Origin of the sequence: Rhizorhapis sp., from assembly GCF_035276005.1 — a bacterium.
Classification (GTDB): Bacteria; Pseudomonadota; Alphaproteobacteria; order Sphingomonadales; family Sphingomonadaceae; genus Rhizorhapis.
The window spans coordinates 22,907-47,308 of the sequence record NZ_DATEMB010000040.1 but is presented as its reverse complement, the minus strand read 5'-3'; the positions used below and the strand labels follow the sequence as shown (position 1 = coordinate 47,308).

At 61.9% G+C, this 24,402-nt stretch carries 26 protein-coding genes; 14 read left to right on the top strand and 12 right to left on the bottom strand.

Features of this window, described 5'->3' with window-relative positions:
- The 7 genes from VJS46_RS09555 to rpoZ form a co-directional block, all read right to left on the bottom strand.
- A partial coding sequence (locus VJS46_RS09555; RefSeq protein ID WP_324059798.1) for an ATP12 family chaperone protein occupies positions 1 to 218 on the bottom strand: 218 nt, incomplete at its 3' end.
- Positions 215 to 478: a hypothetical protein gene (locus VJS46_RS09550; protein WP_324059797.1), complete on the bottom strand. Its 264-nt coding sequence runs from the start codon at positions 476 to 478 to the stop codon at positions 215 to 217. The genes VJS46_RS09550 and VJS46_RS09555, both read right to left, overlap by 4 nt.
- Positions 471 to 1,130 (bottom strand): HAD-IA family hydrolase, encoded by a 660-nt coding sequence (locus VJS46_RS09545; protein ID WP_324059796.1) that lies wholly within the window; start codon positions 1,128 to 1,130, stop codon positions 471 to 473. The genes VJS46_RS09550 and VJS46_RS09545 overlap by 8 nt, the downstream gene beginning before the upstream one ends.
- On the bottom strand, positions 1,127 to 2,374 hold the full coding sequence (locus VJS46_RS09540) for an RluA family pseudouridine synthase (RefSeq protein WP_324059795.1): 1,248 nt from the start codon (positions 2,372 to 2,374) through the stop codon (positions 1,127 to 1,129). The genes VJS46_RS09545 and VJS46_RS09540 overlap by 4 nt, the downstream gene beginning before the upstream one ends.
- Positions 2,371 to 2,748: a fluoride efflux transporter CrcB gene (crcB, locus tag VJS46_RS09535; RefSeq protein ID WP_324059794.1), complete on the bottom strand. Its 378-nt coding sequence runs from the start codon at positions 2,746 to 2,748 to the stop codon at positions 2,371 to 2,373. The genes VJS46_RS09540 and crcB overlap by 4 nt, the downstream gene beginning before the upstream one ends.
- A 164-nt stretch (positions 2,749 to 2,912) precedes the next feature.
- Entirely contained in the window at positions 2,913 to 3,761 is an 849-nt protein-coding gene (locus VJS46_RS09530) for a MipA/OmpV family protein (RefSeq protein WP_324059793.1), read from the bottom strand.
- Between the two features lie 185 nt (positions 3,762 to 3,946).
- A complete protein-coding gene (gene rpoZ, locus VJS46_RS09525) occupies positions 3,947 to 4,291 on the bottom strand; it encodes a DNA-directed RNA polymerase subunit omega (RefSeq protein ID WP_324059792.1) in 345 nt (114 codons plus the stop codon).
- Between the two features lie 139 nt (positions 4,292 to 4,430).
- On the opposite strand from rpoZ, the gene VJS46_RS09520 reads away from it, so the two are divergent.
- The gene (locus VJS46_RS09520) at positions 4,431 to 5,621 is read left to right on the top strand and encodes a cardiolipin synthase B (protein WP_324059791.1); all 1,191 of its coding nucleotides are present in this window, start codon (positions 4,431 to 4,433) and stop codon (positions 5,619 to 5,621) included.
- 36 nt (positions 5,622 to 5,657) lie between these two features.
- On the opposite strand, the gene VJS46_RS09515 is transcribed toward VJS46_RS09520, so the two are convergent.
- On the bottom strand, positions 5,658 to 6,308 hold the full coding sequence (locus tag VJS46_RS09515; protein ID WP_324059790.1) for a methyltransferase: 651 nt from the start codon (positions 6,306 to 6,308) through the stop codon (positions 5,658 to 5,660).
- A 217-nt stretch (positions 6,309 to 6,525) separates the two neighbouring features.
- Between VJS46_RS09515 and VJS46_RS09510 the strand changes: the two genes are divergently transcribed.
- Entirely contained in the window at positions 6,526 to 7,773 is a 1,248-nt protein-coding gene (locus tag VJS46_RS09510) for an MFS transporter (protein WP_324059789.1), read from the top strand.
- On the opposite strand, the gene VJS46_RS09505 is transcribed toward VJS46_RS09510, so the two are convergent.
- Positions 7,730 to 10,024 carry a CDC48 family AAA ATPase gene (locus VJS46_RS09505; protein WP_324059788.1) on the bottom strand — a complete coding sequence of 765 codons (2,295 nt, stop codon included), beginning with the start codon at positions 10,022 to 10,024 and terminating at the stop codon, positions 7,730 to 7,732. The two genes, VJS46_RS09510 and VJS46_RS09505, sit on opposite strands and share 44 nt — an antisense overlap.
- A 361-nt stretch (positions 10,025 to 10,385) precedes the next feature.
- Here VJS46_RS09505 and VJS46_RS09500 point away from each other — a divergent pair, with 361 nt between their 5' ends.
- Both VJS46_RS09500 and VJS46_RS09495 read left to right on the top strand, forming a co-directional pair.
- Positions 10,386 to 11,264, top strand: a complete 879-nt coding sequence (locus VJS46_RS09500; RefSeq protein WP_324059787.1) for a LysR substrate-binding domain-containing protein — start codon at positions 10,386 to 10,388, stop codon at positions 11,262 to 11,264.
- Positions 11,265 to 11,418: 154 nt separating this feature from the next.
- Complete coding sequence (locus VJS46_RS09495; RefSeq protein ID WP_324059786.1) at positions 11,419 to 12,573, top strand: GGDEF domain-containing protein; 1,155 nt, start codon at positions 11,419 to 11,421, stop codon at positions 12,571 to 12,573.
- A 23-nt stretch (positions 12,574 to 12,596) separates the two neighbouring features.
- On the opposite strand, the gene VJS46_RS09490 is transcribed toward VJS46_RS09495, so the two are convergent.
- On the bottom strand, positions 12,597 to 13,112 hold the full coding sequence (locus VJS46_RS09490; protein WP_324059785.1) for a hypothetical protein: 516 nt from the start codon (positions 13,110 to 13,112) through the stop codon (positions 12,597 to 12,599).
- 66 nt (positions 13,113 to 13,178) lie between these two features.
- Here VJS46_RS09490 and VJS46_RS09485 point away from each other — a divergent pair, with 66 nt between their 5' ends.
- The 7 genes from VJS46_RS09485 to VJS46_RS09455 all read left to right on the top strand — a co-directional run bounded on the left by VJS46_RS09485 (position 13,179) and on the right by VJS46_RS09455 (position 19,007).
- Complete coding sequence (locus tag VJS46_RS09485) at positions 13,179 to 14,114, top strand: AEC family transporter (protein WP_324059784.1); 936 nt, start codon at positions 13,179 to 13,181, stop codon at positions 14,112 to 14,114.
- Between the two features lie 142 nt (positions 14,115 to 14,256).
- The gene (gene rplU, locus VJS46_RS09480; RefSeq protein WP_324059783.1) at positions 14,257 to 14,625 is read left to right on the top strand and encodes a 50S ribosomal protein L21; all 369 of its coding nucleotides are present in this window, start codon (positions 14,257 to 14,259) and stop codon (positions 14,623 to 14,625) included.
- 20 nt (positions 14,626 to 14,645) lie between these two features.
- Entirely contained in the window at positions 14,646 to 14,915 is a 270-nt protein-coding gene (gene rpmA, locus VJS46_RS09475) for a 50S ribosomal protein L27 (protein ID WP_184475205.1), read from the top strand.
- A gap of 216 nt (positions 14,916 to 15,131) precedes the next feature.
- Positions 15,132 to 15,698, top strand: a complete 567-nt coding sequence (locus tag VJS46_RS09470) for a GNAT family N-acetyltransferase (protein ID WP_324059782.1) — start codon at positions 15,132 to 15,134, stop codon at positions 15,696 to 15,698.
- Between the two features lie 179 nt (positions 15,699 to 15,877).
- Positions 15,878 to 16,921 carry a GTPase ObgE gene (obgE, locus tag VJS46_RS09465; protein ID WP_324059781.1) on the top strand — a complete coding sequence of 348 codons (1,044 nt, stop codon included), beginning with the start codon at positions 15,878 to 15,880 and terminating at the stop codon, positions 16,919 to 16,921.
- The gene (proB, locus tag VJS46_RS09460) at positions 16,906 to 18,036 is read left to right on the top strand and encodes a glutamate 5-kinase (protein ID WP_324059780.1); all 1,131 of its coding nucleotides are present in this window, start codon (positions 16,906 to 16,908) and stop codon (positions 18,034 to 18,036) included. Before obgE ends, proB begins: the two co-directional genes overlap by 16 nt.
- 38 nt (positions 18,037 to 18,074) lie before the next feature.
- The gene (locus tag VJS46_RS09455; RefSeq protein WP_324059779.1) at positions 18,075 to 19,007 is read left to right on the top strand and encodes an NAD-dependent epimerase/dehydratase family protein; all 933 of its coding nucleotides are present in this window, start codon (positions 18,075 to 18,077) and stop codon (positions 19,005 to 19,007) included.
- 101 nt (positions 19,008 to 19,108) lie between these two features.
- Here the strand turns inward: VJS46_RS09455 and VJS46_RS09450 are convergent, their stop codons facing one another.
- The gene (locus VJS46_RS09450; RefSeq protein WP_324059778.1) at positions 19,109 to 19,696 is read right to left on the bottom strand and encodes a Pycsar system effector family protein; all 588 of its coding nucleotides are present in this window, start codon (positions 19,694 to 19,696) and stop codon (positions 19,109 to 19,111) included.
- 114 nt (positions 19,697 to 19,810) lie between these two features.
- Between VJS46_RS09450 and VJS46_RS09445 the strand changes: the two genes are divergently transcribed.
- The 3 genes from VJS46_RS09445 to VJS46_RS09435 all read left to right on the top strand — a co-directional run bounded on the left by VJS46_RS09445 (position 19,811) and on the right by VJS46_RS09435 (position 23,386).
- Complete coding sequence (locus VJS46_RS09445; protein WP_324059777.1) at positions 19,811 to 20,053, top strand: acyl carrier protein; 243 nt, start codon at positions 19,811 to 19,813, stop codon at positions 20,051 to 20,053.
- Between the two features lie 41 nt (positions 20,054 to 20,094).
- Positions 20,095 to 21,300, top strand: a complete 1,206-nt coding sequence (spt, locus tag VJS46_RS09440; protein WP_324059776.1) for a serine palmitoyltransferase — start codon at positions 20,095 to 20,097, stop codon at positions 21,298 to 21,300.
- Positions 21,301 to 21,385: 85 nt separating this feature from the next.
- On the top strand, positions 21,386 to 23,386 hold the full coding sequence (locus tag VJS46_RS09435) for an ATP-binding protein (RefSeq protein WP_414707996.1): 2,001 nt from the start codon (positions 21,386 to 21,388) through the stop codon (positions 23,384 to 23,386).
- Here VJS46_RS09435 and VJS46_RS09430 read toward each other — a convergent pair.
- Complete coding sequence (locus VJS46_RS09430) at positions 23,343 to 24,239, bottom strand: hypothetical protein (protein WP_324059774.1); 897 nt, start codon at positions 24,237 to 24,239, stop codon at positions 23,343 to 23,345. The two genes, VJS46_RS09435 and VJS46_RS09430, sit on opposite strands and share 44 nt — an antisense overlap.
- Positions 24,240 to 24,402: the final 163 nt, after the last annotated feature.

Below are 24,402 nucleotides of genomic sequence, written 5' to 3'. Positions count from 1 at the left end.
CTGTCGATGGCGGCATTGGCAAGGCCGGTAAAACGCATCCCGCGCGGATCGATCTCCTCGCCCTGCTCAGCCCATTCGCGGGCGATGCGCTCTGCCAGACGCATTGCCGGCACGACCAGCGGTGCACGGCCAGGCGTTCGGACCGGGCGGCCGTCCAGCCTGATCCCATATCCCTCGCCTTCAGCGGCGACTTCGGCCCGCTTGTAGAATCGCTTCATAGATTTTCACCGTCGACCGGCGGCGTCCGCCACGCCCGCGCCAGGATTTTCGGCACAATGATCGTCTGGAACATGCCCACGGTCGCGATGATGGCCCCCATCAGCTTGGCCTTGTCACCCGATACGAAAGCGAATTTCTCCAGCATGATCAGGAATCCGAACATCAGGATGAAAACGCCCGAGAGGCGGAACAGGCCAATGGCGAAGAAGCGCTGCTTCGCCGCCGCTTCCCGCGTCGGTTGCTGATCCATCTCAGTCATGGTCTGCTATATGGCGATAGAGCTCATCCGCGTCCACCGCGACGCTGAACGCCCCTGACGCAATCAGTTCTTCGGGCGCATGATAGCCCCAGCCAACGCCCAGCCCCCTTGTGCGGGCGTTCACTGCCATTTCCATGTCAAAGCTGGTGTCCCCGATCATGATCGTGCTTTCCATCACTGCACCGGCATCGGCCATGGCCTGCTCGATCATCGAGGGGTGCGGCTTTGATGGGTGGCGGTCGGCGGTTTGCAGCGTCACGAACTTCTCCACAAGGCCGTGATGGGACAAGCAAAGCTGAAGCCCCCGGTCCGACTTGCCCGTCGCCACGCCCAACAGCCAGCCTTCCCTGTCCAGCCGGTCGACCAGATCAGCAATGCCCTCGAACAGCGGCTCGTGCACCAGCCCCGCTCCGCGCATGGCCTGAAACACCTGCTTGTACTGCTGGGCGACATGCAGGTGGAAATCTGCTTCCGCGTCCGGCAGCAGGACAGCCATCGCCTCGGGAAGACTGAGCCCCACCACCGCCAGCGTCCGGTATCGGGGCGGCGGCGGCAGCTTCACTGCCTCGAAGGCGCGGTCCATGGCGGTGCAGATATTGTGCTGGCTGTCGACCAGCGTGCCGTCGCAATCGAAAATGGCAAGACGGTTCACTTGGGTCCCCTCGACCGGCGCTCTCCCCGTCGCTCCTTGCGCACCTGTTTCGCATGCGCCCTAGCCCGTTGCTTGAGTTGATCCCGGCTGGGTTCAGGCCGCCCTTCATCAAGGGGCAAGTCGCCGAGGGCCAAATCGAACCCCAGATTTTCAAGGCTTTGGGCGAAATGCGAGGGCAGTTCCGCCTTTACGTCGATCTGTCCGCCATCGGGATGGTCGATCCGGATGCGGCGGGCGTGAAGGTGCATCTTGCGGCTGATCGAGCCGCTCAGAAATGCATCCTTGCCGCCATATTTGCCGTCGCCGACGATGGGGTGCCCAATCGCCGCCATATGGACACGCAACTGGTGCGTGCGTCCGGTGAAAGGCTGCAATTCCACCCAGGCCGCGCGGTTTCCGGCGCGTTCGATCACGCGGTAGCGGGTCCGGGCGGGCAAGCCCTCCTCCTCATCCACATGCATCTTCTCGCCGCCGGTGCCCGGCTGTTTGGCGATGGGCAGCTCGATCATGCCGTCATCAATGGAAGGAACGCCGATGACGATCGCCCAATAGACTTTCCGCGCTGTCCGGCTGGAGAAGCTTTTCGCAAAAAGGGCAGCCGCGCGCGAAGTGCGCGCCAGTACCAGCGCGCCCGACGTGTCCTTGTCCAGCCGGTGAACCAGCTTCGGCCGCCCCTCCGCCTCAAAGATCAGCGCGTCGAGGAGCCCGTCCAGATGCTCGGAGGTCTTGGTCCCGCCCTGCGTCGCCAGCCCCGGCGGCTTGTTGACGACAATGGCCTGCGGATCGCGGTGGATTACCATCTCCTGCGCGAACGCGATTTCGTCGGCGCTCAAATCGACCACGCGCACCCGCTTTGCCGGAGGAGGCGCTTTCGCTTCGGCAGGAGGCACCCGGATGACCTGCCCCTCCTCGATCCGGTCGCCCGGCGTGGCGCGAGCGCCATCCACGCGAAGCTGCCCTGTCCGCGCCCAACGCGATACCAGGTTGAAGCCGATGTCCGGCAAGTGGCGCTTGAACCAGCGGTCGAGCCGGATGCCGTCATCATCGGCCTGAACCCGGAATTGCCGCACATCCTGCAACACCGCGGGCTTTGCCGCCGCCTTCTCAGGCTTTTTCGCAGCTGCCCTTTTCGTGGGTGACTTGGGTGCCGCAGCAGCCTTGCGGGCAGCGGCCGCCTTGGGAGCGCCCCTTGCCCGTCCCTTGGGCGCGGCAGGCCTGGCAGCAGGTTTACGCGGCGGCCTCATGCCAGGGCCCTCACCACGAGAAGGCCCAGCGCCATCATGCCGACCGCTCCAATAACCGAAGCAGTAATATAGCCGAGCCCCATCACCATCTGTCCGCGCTGCAACATCAGCACCACTTCCAGGCTGAATGACGAAAAAGTTGTAAATCCACCGAGCACCCCTACGGCCACGAACAGCCTGATCTGCTCTCCCCCATCGACGAACCGGGCCAATATGCCGGCCAGCAAGCCCATAGCGAGCCCGCCCAGCACATTCGCCGTCAGGGTCCCCCAAGGATAGCCGGGACCCATGACATGCGTCATCAGCCGCCCAAGCTGGTACCGGCAAGCCGCGCCCATCGCACCGCCCGCCATGACGAGGAGAGTATTCTGCATGGGACCAGCCCCTACCGGCTTTTGTCGGGTAAGGGAATGGAAACAGTGAAGGTGGCCTTTCGCTACCCCCTCGCCGCGTTCGCCCCGTGTTTGTCGAAGCCTCTCACTTCTTTTCAGGCAACCAGGTCAGGGCGAACCGATAAGCCAGCGCACGCCGCATGAGTTCAGAACGTATAGGCAAGTCCGGCAGCCGCCATCCATTGATCCGCATCGCCGGCTTCCGCCACGACGGGGCTATCGGCATATTTTCCGAGCAGCCGCGAATAACTGACACCTGCTCCGATACTGAGCCCGCCCCGTATCAGGTCACCAGTCAGGCTGTGCATGAAAAAGCCGCCCAGGCGGACATTCTTGAAGCCGCTGTCATCGACGCTGTAGGGCGACAAGCCACTTGCCGCCGCGCCGACTGGCGTCACCCCGAAATAGGTCCGGCCATAGCCTTTGCCCACATAATCGGCGGACACCGACACCCCCGCATAAGCCGTACTGCTGAGCGGCGTTCCATATTCGAGGCTAGGCGAGATCACATAGCTGTCGTGCACATTGCCCAGGTCGCGAAGATAGCTCACGCGAAAGGACAGGTTGTCATAGGCGCTAGTGAACACGCCGGCCTTGCCAATCCCTGCCCAGCCGCCAAGTTCGAACGCTTCGTCCAGCTTGCCAAGCGCCCTGACCTGCGGATCCTTGATGCCGCCCGTCCGGTCCAGGCGCAGATTGGCGGCTGGCCCAAGTTCGATGTCCCACCCGTCCTCATCGCGATCGGGAAAGACGTCCACGAAAAGATTGGTGCCGCGGGTGAAGAAGGCGATGCCCGAAATCCGTCCCCGCACAAGTGCGCCAGGGGTCACGGAATAGTCATCCGACCCCTCATAGCTCGGCACATAGGCTCCGCCCACCCCGATGGTCACGCTGTCTGCACGGGGATCGACGGCTGGCAGTGCCTGCTCCTGCGCAAATGCCTGGGGAACGGTGAACAGCGGAAGGCACAGAACGAGCAAGCATTGCCTATTCATCGGGACGTCTCCCTTGGAGCAGTTCTAAGGAAATGGCGCGACCGTCATTTTGGTTCCGAAACAGGGTTTCTTTTCAATACAACCAACTTCCAGTCCCTCATCGACCGGGAGGGAACTTCCCCCAAATAGAATAAGGGCCCGGCCATCCGGCCGAGCCCTTGTCCTCCCCTATTAGCTCTTGAAGCTCAGGCGTCGTAGTCGCCGCCAATATTCTGGTTGCGCGGCGGTGCGGCGGCGGTGAGGCGCAGCGCCTCCGCCGACTGGGCAATCGAACCGATTTCGTCAGGCATGTCGTCGTCATCGATCTGCACCTTCTGCAGACCGCTGATCAGGGAATCCTGAAGATCGTCGGGCTGAACCGTTTCCTCAGCGATTTCGCGCAGGGCAACGACGGGATTCTTGTCGCGGTCCCGATCAAGAGTAAGTTCAGCGCCGCCGCTGATTTCCCGCGCGCGCTGCGCGGCGAGCAGGACGAGGTCAAAGCGGTTGGTAACCTTGTCGACGCAATCTTCGACGGTAACGCGGGCCATGCGGGCTCCTTGAAAAATTCCGGAAAAAAGAAAGTCGTCCGACTAACAGCCGTACCCGCCAGAGTCAATGAAAAGCAGGACCCATGGCCACCCCACAGCTCTTGCAGGCTTTGCAAGTCTTTCGAAAAAGGGGCATGCTATGTCCATGTCCGCCGACATGTCCCCACGGCCCCCCTGTGTATCTGCCGAAATAGAGGGCAACCGCCTTCACCTGATCGACACCGGGCCGGGACGTCTTTCGGAGCTGCTGCACCTCATCGGCGGCGCACGCCATTATCTGAAGCTCTATTTCTATATGTTCGAGAGCGACGATTATGGCCAGTGGGTCATGGACCGGCTGCTGGGCGCGCTTCACCGCGGCATTGCCGTCACCTTGATGATCGACAGCTTCGGTTCCTCCAATGCCGATCTCCGCTTCTTCCAGCCTTTCCAGGATGCAGGCGGGCGGTTTGGCGTCTTCGGCAATCGCCGCTCCACCCGTTATCTGATCCGCAATCATCAGAAGATCGCCATTGCCGACGGCAAGCGCATGCTGACCGGCGGCTTCAACATCTCGAAACATTATTTCGGCACGCCCGAGGACAATGCCTGGCGCGACCTGGGCCTTTATCTCGAAGGACCTCAGGTCGCGGAGGCCGAACGCTGGTTCGACGCGCTGGCTGACTGGGTGATGGCGCCCAAGCAGCGCTATTCGGCGCTGCGCCGCCTGATTCGCTTCTGGCCCAAAAAGGAAGGCACTTTCACCTGGCTGCTCGGAGGCCCGGTGCGGCTTAGTCCTTGGGCCCAGGCGGTGAAGCATGATCTGGAGCGGGGCAGGCACTGCGACATGGTCCAGGCCTATTTTTCCCCCTCACGCGGTATGTTGCGGCGGCTGACGGCCCTCGGCATGCGGGGAGAAGTGCGCCTCGTAACGGCATCCAAGTCCGACAATACGACCACCATAGCGGCGGCGCGCTGGCTGTACGCCCGGCTCATTCGCAACCGGGTGAAGATTTACGAATTCCTGCCGTGCAAACTGCACATGAAGCTGATCGTCATCGACGACATCGTCTATATCGGATCGGCCAATTTCGACATGCGCAGCCTGTTCATCAACCTGGAATTGATGCTGCGGATCAAGAATGCCGCCTTCGCCGGCCAGATTCGTGCTTTCATCGACCGGGACGTGAAGGACTGCCAGGAAATCACGCAAGAACTGCATCGCCGCCGGACGGGACCGTTCACCCGCCTGCTCGGCTGGATCAGCTACGGCATGGTGTCCGTGGTGGACTATACGGTAACGCGCAGGCTCAACTTCCCGGCGCACATGCGGGACGTGGACGAAGATTGATGATCTGGCTGGAACCCTTGTCCAGCCCACCAATCCTTATGCCGCAAGTTCCTCGGCGGGTGCATCCTTCCACGCCCAATAGAGTTGGCAGGGCGGGATGTTCCACAATTCAAAACCCTCATCGATCTCGCTGAAATGCGGCGCGATGAATTTCCGTACCTTGGGCGAATATTGATAGACGAGGAACGCGCCGCCCGGCCGCAAGGCGGCCTCGGTTTCGCGCGCAATGGCGGGGCCGACGCCGCGCGGCAGCGTGGAGAAGGGCAGGCCAGACAGGATGTAGTCCGCATGCTCGAAACCATGTTCGGCAATGATCCGCCGCACATCCGCAGCCGAACCGTGGACCGCCAGAAAGCGGCTGTCGGCGATGTCGCCGTTCAGATAGTCGACGAATTCCTCATTCGTATCGATCGCGATCAGCATCGCGTCGGGCCGCATCCGTTCCAGCACCGGCCGGCAGAACGTGCCCACACCGGGTCCATATTCCACGAACAGCTTCACATTCTGCCAGTCCACCGGCTTCAGCATCGAGCGGATCAGCGTTGGCGATGAAGGAATGACCGATCCCACCATGACCGGATGTTTCAGAAAGCCCCGGAAGAACAGGCCCCAAGGACCCAGAAATCTCGAAAACCGGACCAGAAGATTGTTCGAACTGCGAAGCTGTTCAGCGCGTGAGATGCTCATTCCGTATCCGTCATTTATTCTCTAAGGCAGAAGCCGTGGCAAATCCCAGGCCGGTTTTCAAGTGTGCACGTCACCTTTCCCCGATATGGCTGGCCTTGGTTGCGACAAATGGAAGAAAGGGCCTTTAAGCTTATGAGCTTGTTGTCAGAAGCAAATTACGCCGGGCCCAGAAGGTTCCCCGATAGTGCGATCTGATTTCCCTTTGCTTTTCCTCGTGATGCTGACGGTGGCAGCGGGGAATACCGCGCTGCAGTCGGTTCTGCCCGCCATTGGCCGGTCGCTGGGGCTGGCGGACACCGCTGTCGCTGCTGCCTTTTCCGTCTCGGCGCTGATCTGGACGATATCGGCGCCTTATTGGGCGCGCCGGTCGGAACGGCACGGCACGCGGCGGATGCTGCTGCTGGGCCTTGGCGGCTTCATCGCGTCGGTCGGCCTCAGTGGCGTCATATTGACGGCGGGCATCATGGGCTGGATCACCCCGCTCGCCACCTTCGGGGCGTTGATCGTCTCCCGCCTCATCTATGGCAGCCTGGGCTCTGCGGCGCCGCCTGCGGCACAGGCAATGGTGGCGGCGCGCACCAAACCGGAGGAGCGGACCCGCGCGCTTACATTGCTGGCATCGGCCTTTGGCCTCGGAACCATTCTGGGGCCTGCGCTCGCACCCTTTTTCGTCTTCCCCTATGCCGGTCTGGCAGGACCCGCCTATGTCTTCGCCGCATTGGGTGCCCTGGTCCTGTTCTGGGCGCTCAGGATGCTGCCAGCCCTGCCGGTGGACGGCGGCGCGGGCGGCGCCATGGCGGGCTATCCCTCCATTGGTGGCCAAGGGACCGGCGCCACCGTCACCGCCGCGATCGGCGGCAGGACCGAGCAGGTCGGCTGGCGCGATCCGCGCATCTTCATCTGGATCCTGGTCGGACTGATCGCAGGCCACGCCCAGGCCATGACTGGGCAAGCCATGGGCTTCCTCATCATCGACCGCCTCGCCCTGCCCCTTGATGAGGCGCAACAGGCTATCGGCATCGTTCTGATGATCGGGGCGGGAGCCGCGCTGCTCGCCCAATGGGGCATCATTCCGCTATTGAACCTTGCCCCACGCCAACTCGTGCTCTGGGGCTGCGTCTTGGCTGCGGCCGGTTGCGTCAGCATCGGTTTTGCCACCAGCCTTTATGGCCTCGCGGTTGCCTTTGCGCTTTCATCGCTTGGCTTCGGCTTCGTTCGTCCCGGCTTTACCGCCGGGGCATCCCTCGCGGTGAGCGGCGCGGCGCAAAGCTCGGTCGCCGGAAAGGTCACGTCCATCAACGGCGCCGCCTTCATCCTCGGCCCGTCCATCGGCGTCGGACTGTACGAGCTAGGGCGGCCCCTGCCCTATTACATGGCCGGGGCCGCCATGATCCTGCTTTGCCTTTATGCGCTCTTGAAGCTCACTCCTTCTCACCCCTTGGTGTCAGCATTCCAGGAGCGATAAAGCCGATGGGATTGAGCGTCAGGGCATTCTGCTTGAGCTTCGCTTCGATGGTTTCATATTCCTTTTCCATCTCGGGCGTCACTGAGGCGCGGGTATCGGCCAAGCCCCGTTCGAAGTGGCTCATGCTGACCCGTTGCACGTCGAGCGACTGGCGCAGTGCATAAAGGCCAGCACGGCGGACCAGGTCCTCCAAATCCGCGCCAGTGAAACGCTCCGTCCGCGCCGCCAGATCGTCCAGGTCAACGTCGTCCTCCAGCGGCATCTTCGCCGTGTGGATGCCAAGGATGCGCCTCCGCCCGGCAGCGTCAGGCACGCCCACATAGACCAGCTCGTCAAAACGGCCGGGCCGCAGTAGCGCCGGGTCCACCAGATTGGGGCGGTTGGTGGCGCCGATCACCACTACCGACTGCAATTCCTCAAGCCCGTCCATTTCGGCGAGGATGGTGTTGACCACCCGTTCGGTCACCTGCGGCTCGCCAAGACCGCCGCCCCGCGCGGGAACAAGGCTGTCCAGTTCGTCGATGAAGATCACCGTCGGGGCCACCTGCCTGGCTCTCGCGAACAGGCGTGCGATCTGCTGCTCGCTTTCGCCATACCATTTGCTGAGCAGATCGGATGACTTGGTCGCAATGAAATTGGCCTGCGCCTCACGCGCGACCGCCTTCGCCAGCAAGGTCTTGCCGGTGCCGGGCGGGCCATAGAGCAGGAAGCCCTTCGCCGGACGAATGCCGATCCGGCGGAACGCATCCGGGTCCTTCAGGGGCAATTCGACGCCTTCCTGCAATCGCATGCGGGCATCGTCCAGGCCCCCGACATCATCCCAGCGGACAGTGGGCGCCTGCACCATCACTTCGCGCATGGCCGATGGCTGGACTCGTTTCAGCGCTTCGAGGAAATCCTCGCGTGAGACATATAGGTCATCGAGCACCTCGGGCGGAATGGTGCCTTCTTCCAGATTGAGCCGCGGCATGATCCGCCGCACCGCCTCGATCGCAGCTTCGCGGGCCAGCGCCGCCAGGTCGGCTCCGACAAAGCCAAAGGTCGTCCGGGCAAGCTCTGCCAGGTCGACCCTGTCGCCGAGCGGCATGCCGCGTGTGTGGATACCCAGGATTTCGCGCCTTCCCCGCTCATCCGGCACTCCAACAACGATTTCCCGGTCGAAACGGCCGGGCCGCCGCAGCGCCTCGTCGATCGCCTCTGGACGGTTGGTGGCAGCGATCACCACCAGATTGGTGCGTGCCTCAAGACCGTCCATCAGCGTCAGCAACTGTGCCACCAGCCGCTTTTCGGTCTCACCGGTCACCTGACCGCGCTTGGGGGCAATCGAATCGATCTCATCGATGAAAAGGATGCTGGGAGCCGCCTTGGTGGCTGCGTCGAATATCTCGCGCAGTTTTTTTTCCGACTCCCCATAGGCCGAACCCATGATTTCGGGCCCGTTGATCAGGAAGAACTCGGCATCGCTTTCATTGGCCACCGCCCGGGCAAGACGCGTCTTACCGGTGCCTGGGGGGCCATGAAGCAGGACGCCGCGGGGCGGATCGACGCCCAGGCGCTGAAATAGCTCGGGATAGCGCAGCGGGAGCTCCACCATTTCGCGGAGCTGGTCGATGGTCTCCGCCATGCCCCCCACATCATCATAGGTGACATCGGCGCGGCGATGCTCTCTTGGCTCCTCATATTCGGGCCGCAGTTCAACCTCGGTATCGGCCTCGATATGAACGATCCCCTTGGGCACCGTGCTCACTACTGCAAGGCGGATTTCTTGCAGCGCATAGGCCGGCGCGGCCAGCATCTGCTGCAATTGCGGCGGCATGTCGCCGCGGTCTACCTGCTGCTGTCCGGTTGTTGCAACGACATCCCCAGCGGTCAGCGGCCGGTGGAAAAAGCTCCGTTTCAGCCCATAGGGGCTTCCCTGCAGCCGCAGATTCTGTTGGGCCGGGGCGAAGACAACTCGCTGCGCCGGCCGGGAATCCGCCTTCCGGACCACGACAAAGTCGCCGGATCCTACTCCGGCATTGGCACGCTGAAGGCCGTCGATACGAAGCAACTCCAGCCCCTCATCTTCCTTGTAGGGGGCAACCGCCCGGGCAGCGGTGGTCCGCCTGCCGATAATCTCAACGATGTCGCCTTCCGCCAGGCCCAGTGCCGCCATCGTCGCCCGGGACATGCGCGCAAGGCCACGTCCGCTGTCCTCCGGCCGCGCATTTGCCACCTGCAGCTTTTGGCCATCCTGCTGTTCGTCTGCCATGCTACCCCCGATTTTAGGATTGTTACGTGGAAGATAGGATCAGATGAACGCGCTTTAAGGCCCAAAATGTCCATGATCTTTGAAAACTTCGATCAAGACCTTTAAGTGCCAAAAAAAATGGGCCGGTACAGGACCGGCCCTGGAAGTAGTTAGGAGAGGATGCCTGAAAAGGCCCGCGCCTGATGCGCCGCAAGGGGCGTTTGCGCAATTGCGAAAGAACCAAGAGTGGTTGCAAAGTCTGCAACCAGGGAGCATTGAGCCCTGGCCTGGTTTTATGGGCCTGCGTTCATGCTAAATAAAGCTCTGCGGGTGTGTGATTGATGACGCACCGCAATAAAGCGCAGCTATTAGAAGGAATTAGATGCGGCGATTGCCACCTCTGACGGCTCTCGAAGCCTTTGTTCAGGTTGCCCGACTCGGGTCGGTGAAGGCGGCTGCAGAGGAACTCGCCCTTTCGACTCCGGCCCTCAGCCGCCGGGTGCAAGCTCTCGAACGGTTCATTGGCCGCCCGCTGTTCGATCGCAAGCACCAGGCGCTGGAACTCAACCCGGATGGCCAGCGGCTGCTGTCAAATATCGCCCCGGCGCTGGATGTCCTTTCGATTGCGGTGGAAGAGGTTCAGAAAGACAATAATCAGATGCGCCTCAGGCTGGGCGTCCTCCCGCTGTTTGCCAGCCAGCGTCTTTTTCCGCGCATGGGCGAGCTGCGGCGTCTGCATCCCAATCTGCACCTCGATGTCGAAACCACCCCTCACAGCATTTCCCGCCTGGGCGAGGGGTTGGATGCAGCCATTGTCCTGGCAGAGGACGTGGAACCGTCGCTCTATGCCCACGAACTCGACCGCGACGAAGTCTATCTCATCGCCTCTCGCGATCTGGTCCATGGCCCAAATGCCATCACCAAGGCAGAACAGATTGGCAAGATGACGATCCTGATCCATCGGGAGATGCCAGCCAGTTTCGATGCCTGGAAGCAAGCGGCGGGTCTGCCTGACCTGGAACCCGCCGCGGTCGACAATTTCGATTCCGGTCCGCTGATGCTTGAAGCTGTGGCCCAGGGACTTGGCGTCGCCTTCATGCATGCAAGCCATTTTCACCAGGCAAAGGACGACCGCATCGTGCGGCTATTCGATGTGCCGGTCGAAAGCCCCTATCGCTACTGGTTCGTCTGCCGGCCCAAGGCACTGCAGAACCGAGCAGTGAAGATATTCCACGATTGGCTGACCAGCGCCGACATTTAGGGTCCCTAATTTCGGCGCCCCCTTTATCGCAGAACGCTATGCAATAACGGTGATCGAAATTCGGCTGATATTCGCGGGCTTCGCGACACTGGGCCCCACAAAAAATTACTTGCGCCGCATTAAACATGACGTCTCCGTTACCGTTCTTCGCGGCATGGGATATGAGGCAACATCGATCAGGGCCGGGCACGCAAAGACTGTAGCCGCGGCCCCGCGCGGGCGCCTGTCGCAATGGCTGGGCGGCCTGCTTTCAAATGGCCAGGAAGTGGAGGAGGAAGCAGGGGTCCAGCCTCGCTTCGACCGCCTCGAACAGCGCCGCGCCCGGCTCTATCAGGAAATCGGCGAATTCATGTTCGCGCACGACCTTGATCTGACGCCGCTCAATTTCGGCCTTGCCTATGATTATGTGACCGGCAACGACCGGGCGATCGAGCAGGCCGTGCGCGCGATCATCATGGAAAAGGGCAAGCTGACCAACAGTCAGGCTGAAACCATATTGGCCGAAGCCAGCCAGGACGAGATCACACCGGAAGCCATGAACGAAATGCTGGATTCAGTAGAAGCCAATCTCGGCCAGCTTTCGGACCTCGTAAAGATGTCGCAGCACGAGGCCAATCATTATGGCGATCAGTTGCAGGCACAAGTCCGGGATCTCGCCATTCCCGGAAAGGCCGGGCCAGTGATGAGCCAGCTCATCGCCCTCACGCAATCGATGATCGACAAGAGCCGCGCCGTCGAAGCGCAAATGCGCGAAAGCCAGAAGCAGACGCGGTTGCTCAAGAAGAATCTGGATCATGCCCGCAAGGTGGCGGAGCAGGATCATCTCACCGGCCTTCCCAACCGCCGTGCTTTCGAAGCCATTCTCAGGGAGGCCGCCGCGCGGGCGCAGGCGAGCGGCAAGGCTCTCAGCGTCGCCTTTTGCGACATCGATCATTTCAAGCAGATCAACGACGTCCATGGACATGATGTCGGCGACCGCATCCTGAAGTTCGTTGGCAAGCTGCTTGCCGACATCTCCAATGATACCTGCCATGTCGCCCGGCACGGCGGCGAAGAGTTCGTGATGCTGTTCGAAGGGCAATCCACCAAGGCCGCATGCGAGATCGTGGACGCCGCGCGAATCGATCTTTCGCAGCGCACGCTCGTCAACAAGACCACAGGCGAGCGGCTGGACCGGGTTACCTTCTCTGCCGGCATCGCCAATGTGGCGGCTTATGAAGACTCGCGCGAAGCGCTACGTGCCGCCGACGCCGCCATGTACGATGCAAAGGCGGATGGACGGAACCGGGTCTATATCGCGACGGTCTAAGCCCATTTGCGGGGCCATGAAATTCAGGGCGTCGCCAGCCGGTTCCTCAGCGCGTCCAAAGTGTCATTCTGGCGATCCACGATTGCGACCACGTCCGCCCGCGCCCGGTCAACGACGTCGCCACCGGTTTTCGCCTCGCCCGCAGCAATCGCATTCATCCGGCTGACATACAGCGTGTCCAGGCTGGCAAGCGCAAACACGCTGTCATAACGGTTGCTCTCCAGCGTGGAGATTGCCAGTTCCGCTGTCACCCAGGCTTCGCTTGAGACAGCGGATCCCGCCGCTGCATCCACCTGTTGCCGCGCCTTGGGGAGTCCAGCGTCAAAGGCTGCCGCTCCCGCCCGCGCCTTTTCCACAAGGCCCTCGACCTGCTTTGCAAGGACCGGGTCTTCCTGCACTTCGGTTGGAGTGGGGCTTGCGATCTCGCTGCCCTGCGATTCGATCGGCCGCCTGGCGAGCGAAGGATAATCGCCGCTGGCGCCCCCGGCGCATCCCGCCAGGAATAATGCCAGCATGTGGAAAGCGGATTTGATCCTCATGCCACTCCATCTATGCGGCGCACCCCGCATTGGCAACCGCAGCCGAAACATTTAGGGCGGGCAGCCATGCTTTCCACCGCCCTCATCATCCTTCCCGTCTTCCTGATCATCCTCGCCGGTTATCTCAGCGGCAAGGCAGGGCTTATGGGGGAAGCTGCAAGCCGGGAACTCAACCGGTTTGTCGTCTGGCTCGCCCTGCCCTGCCTCATGTTCGGGACTGTCGCCACGACGGACTGGAGGGCAGTCTGGCATCCCGGCTTCGTGGCCGCGTCGGTGATCGGAAGCTTCGCAGTCTTCGCGGCAGGATTGCTGGTGGGCAAGGCCCGGGGCCTAAGCCTTGCCGACATGAGCGTGGATGGCCTCAATGGATCCTATTCCAACTCGGCCTATATCGGCCTTCCATTGATGTTCCTGATCTTCGGCGAAACCAGCCGGCCCTTTGTCATCATCGCAGCGACGCTGACCCTGATGGCGCTGTTCGCGGCCGGGATCGTCCTTATCGAGCTGGCACAGCAGCAAGGGCAGAAGGGGCACATAATGGCTGCAAAAGTCCTTCGATCGCTCCTTACCAATCCGATCGTCATGTCGCCTTCTGCCGGATTGCTATGGTGGCTTACCGGCCTCGCCCTGCCTCAGCCCGTCGATACCTTCGTCTCCCTTCTGGGCTCTGCAGCCAGCCCCGCCGCGCTCGTGGCAATTGGCCTGTTCCTCTCGCTCCGTCCTCTGAAAGAAGCGGCGGGCAATCCCTTCGTCATTGCATTGACCGTCATCAAGCTGATCCTGCACCCTGCGATCACTGCCGTAACAGCGTTTTATCTATTGCATCTTCCGCAGCAGGTGGCCGTGATGGCGATCATGATTGCCGCCCTGCCGACCGGCACCGGGCCTTTCATGGTCGCGGAATTCTATGCAAGGGACGGCAAGGTGACATCGGGCACCATCCTGCTCTCCACCAGCCTATCGGTGCTGACGATCACTGCCATCCTCACCTGGCTTGGATAAATGCGCGCTGAAATGTCCCTCCAGCCTCCCAAAGCCGTTGACAGGACGGACTCAATCCAGTAGCGGACCGGCTTCCCGCGCCAAGGCACTGGCAGCAGCCATTTACCTTGCGCCAAGCATTGAAGAAACGAAGAGACAAGCCATGTTCGCTGTTGTGCGCACGGGCGGCAAGCAATATCGTGTTGCCGCAGGAGACAAGATCGTAGTCGAAAAGCTGGCCGGTGATGCCGGTGCGACGGTTGCGCTGGACGATGTCCTGCTCGCGGGCGAAGGCACCGAGCTGAAGGACACCAAGGGCCTGACCGTTCAGGCGGAAATCATTGCGCAGGCGAAGGGCGAGAAGGTTATCGTCTTTAAGAAGCGCCGCCGGCACAATTACCGCCGCAAGAATGGCCATCGCCAGCAGCACACGATCCTGAAGATCCTGAGCATCGGCGCGGAAAAGAAGGCCGCGCCGAAGAAAGCCGCGAAGGCCGACGAAGCGCCCGCCGCCGAAGCCGGCGAAGCCTGAGACAAGAAGGAGCATAGGAAATGGCACATAAGAAAGCAGGCGGCTCCTCGCGCAACGGTCGCGACTCAGAGTCCAAACGCCTTGGCGTGAAGAAGTTCGGCGGCCAGCAGGTCATCGGCGGCAACATCCTGGTGCGTCAGCGCGGTACGAAATTCTATCCGGGCCGCAATGTCGGGATTGGCAAGGATCACACGCTCTTCGCGCTCGCTGAAGGCCGCGTATCCTTCCATGAAGGCAAGCTGGGCCGCAAATATGTGCATGTGGACATGATGGCTGAAGCCGCAGAATAATTCGGACGAACCAATGACAGGGTCGTCCGCCAGGGCGACCCGAGGATCCGGTGGACGGATCTGATTTTCAAGGGAGACGGGACGCCCCGGTCTCCCTTTTTTATTCTCCCTTGCAATTGGCTCGCCCCGCCGCGCGAAGGCGCACATGGGCCGCCAATGTCGCTAAGCCGTAACCGAAACAGAGCATAGCGACTGGCAACACAAAGGAGAATATCGATGTTTGCCCGTACCGAAAGACTGCTGCTCCGGCCCGGCTGGCGTGAAGACGCTTCCGCGCTTGCCGCCGCCATCGGAGATGAAGGCATCATCCGTAACCTGGCGCGTGCGCCCTGGCCCTATGCCGAAACTGATGCCGCGCAATTTCTGGAGCGCGTGCAGGAATCGGCGCTGACGCAGTTCCTGATTTTTTCCCGCACCTTGGGCGCGCCTCGCCTCGTCGGCGGCTGCGGCATCATGCAGGACGGCACTGATCTGGAACTCGGCTATTGGATTGCCCGTCCCTATTGGGGCCTGGGATTTGCCACTGAAGCCAGCCGGGCGGTCGTCCAGATTGCGCGCGCGATGAACCTGCCAAAGCTGAAGGCCGGGCACTTCCTGGACAATCCCGCCTCCGGCAACGTCCTGCGCAAGATCGGCTTCCGCCCCACCGGCCGCGTTTCCCTGCGCTATAGCAGGGGCCGTGGCGAACAGGCACCCAGCGCCCTGTTCGAGGAGGGCGAACTTGTGGAGATGCGACCGAATCTATCGGCGGCCCTCTATCTGGATCAGGCATTGGCTGCTTGAATGACTGTGAACCGTCGTCACTGCGAAGGCAGGGACCCCGCTATTCTTCGGCAAAGCTGAAAGCTTAGCGGGGCTCCTGCCGGCGCAAGGGGCGCCGGAGCTTGCCCCCCCCTCCCCAAGCCAAACTCGGGGAGGATGGCTACTAGCCATTTCCCCCATTCCATCCTACATGCACGCCCATGCATTTCCTGGATCAGGCCAAGATCTTCATCCGCTCGGGCGCAGGCGGCCCTGGCGCGGTGAGTTTCCGGCGCGAGAAATTTGTTGAATATGGCGGCCCCGACGGCGGTGACGGCGGCAAAGGCGGCGACATCATTTTCGAGGCGATCGAAGGGCTCAACACGCTCATCGACTTCCGCTACACCCAGCATTTCAAGGCCCCGCGCGGCACTCCTGGCGCCGGCAAGAACCGCACGGGCGCGGGCGGCGGCGACCTTGTCATCAAGGTGCCGGTGGGAACACAGGTCATCTCCGATGACGGTGAGAATCTGCTCGCCGATTTTACCAAGCCCGGACAGCGCATCACGCTTCTGCGCGGCGGCGATGGCGGGCGTGGCAATGCCAGCTACAAGAGCAGCACCAACCGCGCCCCGCGCCAGCATGGCACCGGCTGGCCTGGCGAGGAAATGTGGGTCTGGCTCCGGCTCAAGCTGCTGGCGGATGTGGGCCTTGTCGGCCTCCCCAACGCAGGCAAGTCCACCTTCATCAATCAGATCACCAATGCCAAGGCAAAGGTCGGCGCCTATCCCTTCACCACCACCAAGCCTCAGCTTGGCGTCGTCAGCCATCGCGACCGCGAGTTCGTGATCGCGGACATTCCCGGCCTGATCGAGGGCGCGGCTGAGGGAGCGGGCATTGGCGACCGTTTCCTGGGCCATATCGAACGCTGCCGGGTACTCCTGCATCTGGTCGACGCGACGGGCGACGATCCGGTCGCGGCCTGGAACATCGTCCAGGACGAACTCGCCGCCTATGGTGCGGGCCTTGATGAAAAGCCGCAATTGCTGGCGCTCAACAAGGGCGACCTCCTCGACCAGGAGCTGATGGACGACATCGCGGCTGAACTTGGCGAGGCTGGGGCGGAGAATATCTATACGATCTCTGGCGCGACTGGTGCGGGCGTTGCGGCCCTTCTGGATCAGGTGATCCCGCTGCTCGACGCTGACCAGGAAGATGAAGATGACGAAGACCAGGGGGACCATCAGGCATGGTCCCCCCTGTAAACGGCTTCGATCCCGCCCATTGGAGCCGCATCGTCGTCAAGATCGGCTCCTCCCTGCTCGTCGATCCTGACGGTCAGATTCGGGAAGATTGGCTGAAGACGGTGATCGAGGACATCGCCGCGCGCCATGCGGCAGGGCAGCAGATCATCATCGTATCCTCAGGCGCGATCGCGCTCGGCGCCCGCCGCCTGAAGCTGCCCAAGGGCGGCCGGAGCTGTATCGAGGATGCGCAGGCCGCCGCCGCCGCTGGCCAGATCGCGCTCTCGCATAAATGGGCTGAGCTGCTGGGGGCCAAGGGCCTGAGCGCCGCGCAGATCCTCGTTACGCTCGACGATCTTGAGCATCGCCGCCGCTACCTCAATGCCTCTGCCACGCTGGAACGCCTGCTTGGCCTCAACGTCATCCCCGTCGTCAATGAGAATGACAGCGTAGCGACCGAGGAGATCCGGTTCGGCGACAATGACCGGCTGGCTGCCCGCATCGCTCAGGCCGCCGATGCAAGGGCCGTCCTCCTGCTTTCAGACATTGACGGCCTCTACACCGCCAACCCCCACAGAAATCCCGATGCCCGCCTGGTAGAGCATGTCGAGGCGATTACGGACGATATAGTTGCCATGGCCGATGGCGGCTCTTCTTCCGGCATGGGATCGGGCGGAATGCTGTCCAAGATCGAGGCGGCGAAGATCGCCAACAAGGCGGGCGTTCACCTCGCCATCATCACCGGCCACACGGACCATCCGCTGAGCGCCTTTGCGGAGACCGGCAGAGGCACCGTTTTCCATGCGGCGGAAAGCCCCGGCGCGCGCAAGAAATGGCTTGCTGGGCGCCTCTCCATCCGGGGGCACATCACGATCGACATGGGCGCGGCAAAGGCGCTCGCCAACGGCAACAGCCTGCTGCCCGCTGGGGTACGCCAGGTCGCCGGTGCGTTCGCGCGCGGCGACGTTGTTGATATCCTGTCCGAGGATGGCCGCCTTCTCGCCCGCGGCCTGTCGGAATATGACAGCAGCGATGCCGTTCGCATTGCTGGTCACCGCTCCGATGAAATCGCGCGAATTCTGGGTGGGGTTGCACGCTCGGTTCTGGTTCACCGCGACCATATGGTGATGCTGTGACTCCCTTTGACGCACATTCCGGTTTTTGAATCTTGCACATGCCCGCCAGCCCCCTACCCCTTCGCCTCGCCATCACGGGCGGCACCGGTTTCGTCGGCCGGACTGTCGTGACCCTCGCCTGCGCGCAGAATCTGACCCTCAATGCCCTCACCCGCCGCCCCCAGGACGTGTGCGCCGGGGTCACCTGGATCGAAGGCGCGCTGGACCGCGACGAGCGCCTGGCCGATCTGATGGCGGACGCCGACGCCGTTCTCCATATCGCGGGCGTCGTGAACGCTCCTGACCGGGCAGGCTTCAAAATGGGCAATGCCGCTGGCACTCTCGCAGTGGTCCGCGCCGCCCGCAGGGCCGGGGTCTGCCGTTTCATTCACGTCTCCTCGCTTTCCGCGCGGGAACCGCAACTCTCGCATTATGGCTGGTCGAAGCGGCGGGCGGAACAGATCGTGATGGCAAGCGGGCTCGACTGGACGATCATCCGCCCGCCCGCCATTTACGGCCCCGGCGACACCGAATTGCTGGAGCTGTTCCGCCTTGCCCGCAGGGGTCTCGTCCTTCTCCCGCCAAAAGGCCGCCTGTCGGTCATAGAGGTGAGCGACCTCGCCCGCCTTCTCCTCGCCTGCGCTCAGGATGAAGAAGAAAGCATAGGCGCCATTTATGAGGCCGATGACGGGCTGGAGGGCGGCTGGAGCCACCAAAGCTTCGGCCGCGCCATTGGCTCGGCCGTCGGCCGCCGCGTTGCTACTCTCTCTACCCCCCGCGCCCTCCTTCACCTGGCCGCCCGCGCCGACGGCATGCTGCGCGGCACGAAGGCCAAGCTCACGGCCGACCGGGTCAGTTATTTCTGCCACCCCGATTGGGTGGTGGACCCTGCAAAACGCCCGCCATCCTGGCTTTGGGAGCCGCAGGTCGGGACCCGGGCGGGCCTGAAGAACGCGGCGGAATGGTATCGGGAGCAGGGTTGGCTGAAATAGGCCAAAATTGGTGAACGTCACACATTTTATCTGACCCAATTTCCCGTCGTCGCTGCCCTTCGACTGCCCGTAGGGCGGGCAAAGACTGACGGGCTGAGCCCTCAACCGATTCGCGCCGCCGCCAACTCGCCCACGAAGACCGCAAAACTCAGCACCAGACCGGTCAGGAAAATGCGATAGGCATAGCCCAGGAACCTGTACTTTTTCCGCTGCAGCACCTGCCCGTTCTGATAAAGGTCGCGCAGCATGGTGCGGCATAGGGTTTCGTCATTCTTCAGCCTGCCGATGACCCGGTCGACAAACTCGCTTTCCCCCATGCTGGTGAAGACACCGAAGAACAGGATATTGTCATCCTCTCCCACCGGACCATGCGCATGGGTAACTTTCGGCAGCACGCTCAGCACGGCGAAAAGCGCGGAGAAAAAGGCAGCGAAGGCCAATATGGCAAAAGGACCCAGGAAGGCGCTGCTCTTCATCTCTCCCATGGACAGCGTAAAAACCAGGAAGGTCGCGCCCATCAGCATATTTGCCTTCTGATCGGCCATTTGACTGAGTTGCAGATTGGCGAGCTGTGCGGTGCGGACAAGGTGCACGCTATTGGGTGAAAGCGCGGCGCCTTCCTCTGCGCCCTGAACCTCCGCAATATCGACATCCGCCATCGGCCGCACCCCGGAAACCCGGAAAAGCATCGCATCCTTTGCGGATTAGGGCAAGATCATGCCCGATTGCCGCCTTATTCGCTTGCCAAATGGGCTTGTCTGTTGGCAAGCATCCGCGCCAGCACAAAGGGACGTACACAAAACATGACCAACCGCCAGGACATTTTCGACAGCGTGGCCGCGCAGATCGAGCCCTTTAACAAGAAGGGCGTGGATCTGACCGAAAACACTAGTTTTGCGGGCGATCTGGAGTGGGACAGCCTGACGGTCATGGACTTCGTCGCCGCCATTGAGGATGAATTCGACATCATCATCACCATGAACATGCAGGCGGAGATCGAAACCGTTGGACAACTGGTGGATGCAGTGGCGAAGCTGAAGGGTTGAACTATTTCCCGTCACCCTGAACTTACCGATGAAAGCACGGAATGACTGACCTTTTCTCCAAGTTCGATCCCCTCATTGCTGAGCGCGAGGCGTTGCTCGCCACTGGCGTGCGCGATCCCTTTGCGATCGTGATGGACGAGGTGAAGTCCCCTACGCTGGCGGTGATCAAGGGCAAGGAAACCATCCTGCTCGGCACCTATAATTATATGGGCATGACCTTTGACGCCGATGTGATCCAGGCAGGCAAGGATGCGCTCGACAATTTCGGTTCCGGCACCACCGGCAGCCGCGTCCTCAACGGCACCTATCAAGGGCATAAGGAGGTCGAAGAGGCGCTGAAGGAGTTCTACGGCACCGCCCATGCCATGGTCTTCTCGACCGGTTATCAGGCCAATCTCGGCATGATCTCCACTCTCGCGGGCAAGGGCGACTATGTGGTCCTGGACGCGGACAGCCACGCCTCCATCTATGATGGCTGCAGCCTCGGCACTGCGGAAATCGTCCGTTTCCGCCACAACAGCGTCGAGGATCTGGACAAGCGCCTCGGCCGGCTGCCCGCCGAAGCCCAAAAGCTGGTGGTGCTGGAGGGCGTCTATTCGATGCTGGGCGACATCGCCCCTCTCCCTGCCATGGTCGCCGCGGTGAAGAAGCATCCCAATACGATGATCCTGTGCGATGAGGCACATGGCATGGGCTTTTTCGGTCCCAATGGCCGCGGCGTCTTCGAGGAATTGGGCTGCGAGGGCGACATTGATTTCGTGGTCGGCACCTTTTCAAAGTCGGTCGGCACGGTCGGCGGCTTCTGCGTCTCGAACCATCCGAAATTCGATGTGCTCCGGCTCGTCTGCCGTCCCTATGTCTTTACCGCCTCCCTGCCGCCCAGCGTGGTTGCAACGGCGGCGACCTCGATCCGCAAGCTGATGCACGCGGGCGAAAAGCGCGCCCATCTGTGGGAAAACAGCCGCCGGCTGCACAATGGTCTTATGGAGCTCGGCTTCAAGCTTGGGACCGAAACACCCCAATCGGCCATTATCGCAGTGATCCTCACCGACCAGACGCAGGCCGTTGCCATGTGGCAGGCGCTGCTGGAGCTTGGCCTTTACGTCAACATGGCCCGCCCGCCGGCTACCCCAGCAGGCACCTATCTCCTGCGCTGTTCGCTTTGCGCCGAACATTCCAGCGAGCAGGTCGGGCAGATCCTGGATATGTTCGCGGCCGCGGGCCGCGCAGTGGGCTGTATCAGCTAGGGACTGATCGGTTCCGGCGTCAAATCGGTATCTTTGCACGAGTCACCGCATCGGTTATGTTGGGGAAAAACCGGAGGACCGGGACATATTCGCTGAAGAGCCGAACGCGCGCCTGCAGGCGCTGATTGGACGTTTCCTGCCGCTGTTCTTCGCAGCGGGTCTTTCGCTTACCTTGGCGGCCCTGCTGTTCTTTGTCTCGCAGGCGAGCAAGGAGCGGGACCAGGCGCTCACCTCTCAGCGGCACAGCTTCGTGGTGATGAACATCGCCCGCGCTCTCGACGCCACGATTTCGCGCTCGGAATCGACGCTCGCCCGATATGTGATCAGCACCGACAAGGATGTCGGCCGCGTCTATCAGTCGGAATGGGGCAAGGCGGGTCAGCAGCTAGAGCTTCTCGCGCGGGAAACGCGGAAGGACCCGGCGCAGAAGGTGCTGGTGGCGCAACTTCGCGACGCCTATCTGGAACGCGGCAGGGAACTGAACGACATTGCCCTGCGCACCAGCTATGATCAGAAAATGGGCTCCCTCGCCCGTTTCCACCAGGCCGGCCAAGCCGAAAGCCTGGCGCGTATCAACGCGCTGCTGAAGCAAGTCATCAAGGCCGAGGAAGCGGTGCTTGAAAAACGCAGCAAGGCGGTGAGCGCAACTGAAAGCCGGTCGGAAACATTGTCGAGCACCTATCGCATCTTCGGCCTGATCATCCTGGTCGGGGCGCTTGGCATGGGCTGGGCAGCCAATGCAGCGCTCAGCGACCGCCGCCACGCCAGCCGCCTTGCAGAGGCCGAATCCCTCCGCGCCGCTGACCTGGAAGAAGCGGTCACCTCGCGCACGCTGGAACTGAAGATCGCCAATGAGAAACTCCACCGCGAGGCGGCCGAGCGCGCCGCGGCCGAAGAGAGCCTGCGGCAGATGCAGAAGATGGAAGCTGTCGGCCAACTGACCGGCGGCATCGCGCATGACTTCAACAATATGCTCGCGGTGGTGGTCGGCGGGCTGGAGCTTGCCCGGCGCAAGCTTCATCAGGATCCCGCGCACGCCGAGCGGCACATCGCCAATGCCATGGAGGGCGCGAACCGCGCCTCTGCCCTCACGCGCCGGCTACTTGCCTTCGCACGTTCAGAGCCGCTGCTGCCGCAGGTCATCGATCCCGATGACCTCATCTGCGGCATGACCGAGCTCATCGACCGGACAATCGGGGATCAGATCAAGGTCAAGACGGTGCCCGGCACTGAGGGATGGAAAATCTGGGTGGACCGGCACCAGCTTGAAAATGCCATCCTCAATCTGGCGGTCAACGCGCGGGACGCAATGGATGGCAAGGGTACACTCACCATCTCTACCCAGCAGGCGCAGCTTGCTTCAGGCGAGATCGGCGAATGTTCCGAGGGCGACTATATCGTGCTGAGCGTCGAGGACACGGGCTGCGGCATGCCGCCCGAAGTGCTCTCGCGCGTGTTCGAACCCTTCTTTACCACCAAGCCCGTGGGCAAAGGCACGGGCTTGGGGCTCAGTCAGCTTTTCGGCTTTGTCGGCCAATGCCGGGGCGAGATCCAGATCCAGTCAGAGGTCGGCACGGGCACGGAGGTTCTGCTGTATCTGCCAAGGCACCATGTGGCCGAAGAACAGAACAAGGACTTCGGCCACCAAATGCCATCACACGAGGCCGTAGAGCATGACGCCGGATTGACCATATTGGTCGTGGAAGACGATCCACGTGTCCTGTCCGCCACGATCGACGCGCTGGTTGACCTGGGCCATCACCCGATTGCATGCGACCATCCCATGAAGGCCGCCAGCCTTCTGGAAAGCCATGCGGACATTCAGTTGATCGTTTCGGACGTCCTGATGCCGGATATGACGGGACCGGAAATGGTGGCGCATTTACGCAAATCGCATCCCTCCATTCCCGTTTTGTTTGTCTCGGGCTTCGCTGGCGACATCGATAATGCAGCCATGTTCGAGGGATGCGAATTGCTGCGCAAGCCCTACACCATTGCGGCCTTGTCGGCGGCCATTGGAAAGGCGCTCTCGGCTCGCCAGGTCAACGAACAGCTCCGCGAGACAACAGCCGCGGCAACAAGCTGACAGCGCCAAGAATAGGCCAGCGGCGCTGCCAAGGCTTCAGCAAGATTTCGGTCCCTGCATGCCTGTTGATCTTCCACGCGAGATAGTCGATGCCGCCAGCAAAGGTGAAGCTTGCCTTGGCCAGGCGAAGCAGCGTCAGCAATTTGCCCTGCCGCTGCAAGCTCCGCCAGCGGCGGGCATTGGCGGCGATTTCCGCAACTGAGAAGCCAGGCCGCCCAAAAAGACCCGCCGCTTCGAGGGCAGGGCCGGTGAAACGGCGATAGCGCTCCTCATCCGCATCGATGATCGAACCGGACCGCCCCTTACGCTCCGCCCGAAGCTCGGCATTATAGGTAAGCGCAAATCCGGTGCGCCAGAGGTCCAGCCCTTCCCCCTTCGCCGCAGGGGCTGCAAGCGCAAGCAGCGTGGGCGCCGCCTTGGCGATCGCCTTGATCGCTGCTTGCCGGGCATCCTCTCCGGCCGTCCAGACCAGGCGGGCAGGCTGGGCAAAGCGCGCCCATACCGAAACATTGCCGGCTTGGAGGGAGTTGAGCCGGTCAAAATCCGCTTCGCTCAGCACGGCATATTTGGCGGCAAGGCCATCATGGCTGAAGGGGAAGACATTGGGCGGAATGAAGCGGTTCGCAGCGACAAGCCAGCTCTTCCCATAAGCAGCGCGGTAATCGGAAACGATCAGGTAGAAATCCAGCATCAGCCCCTCAAGCTGCTGCTGCCTTAGGCACGACCCATAAAAAAGGACGGAGCGCGCCGCGCCCGGGTAGCGCGCGGCGAGCGCCTCCGCCATGGCCGACACGCGCGGATCGACTGGCTCGGAAAGTTCGGCAGCTATGAGGTGAGACAGGGACGGCATCATAGGGTGATATGAAAAACCAAAGGTTATATCGGGTCGAGGGGCATTCTCTGTTCCCTCTCCCATGGGGAGAGGGTTACGCAGACTTGGGCTGGCAAAGCCAGTCCTAGTCGAAGTTGGGTGAGGGGTTCCGCTACTGATAGGGCACAGCCCCTCACCAACTCCG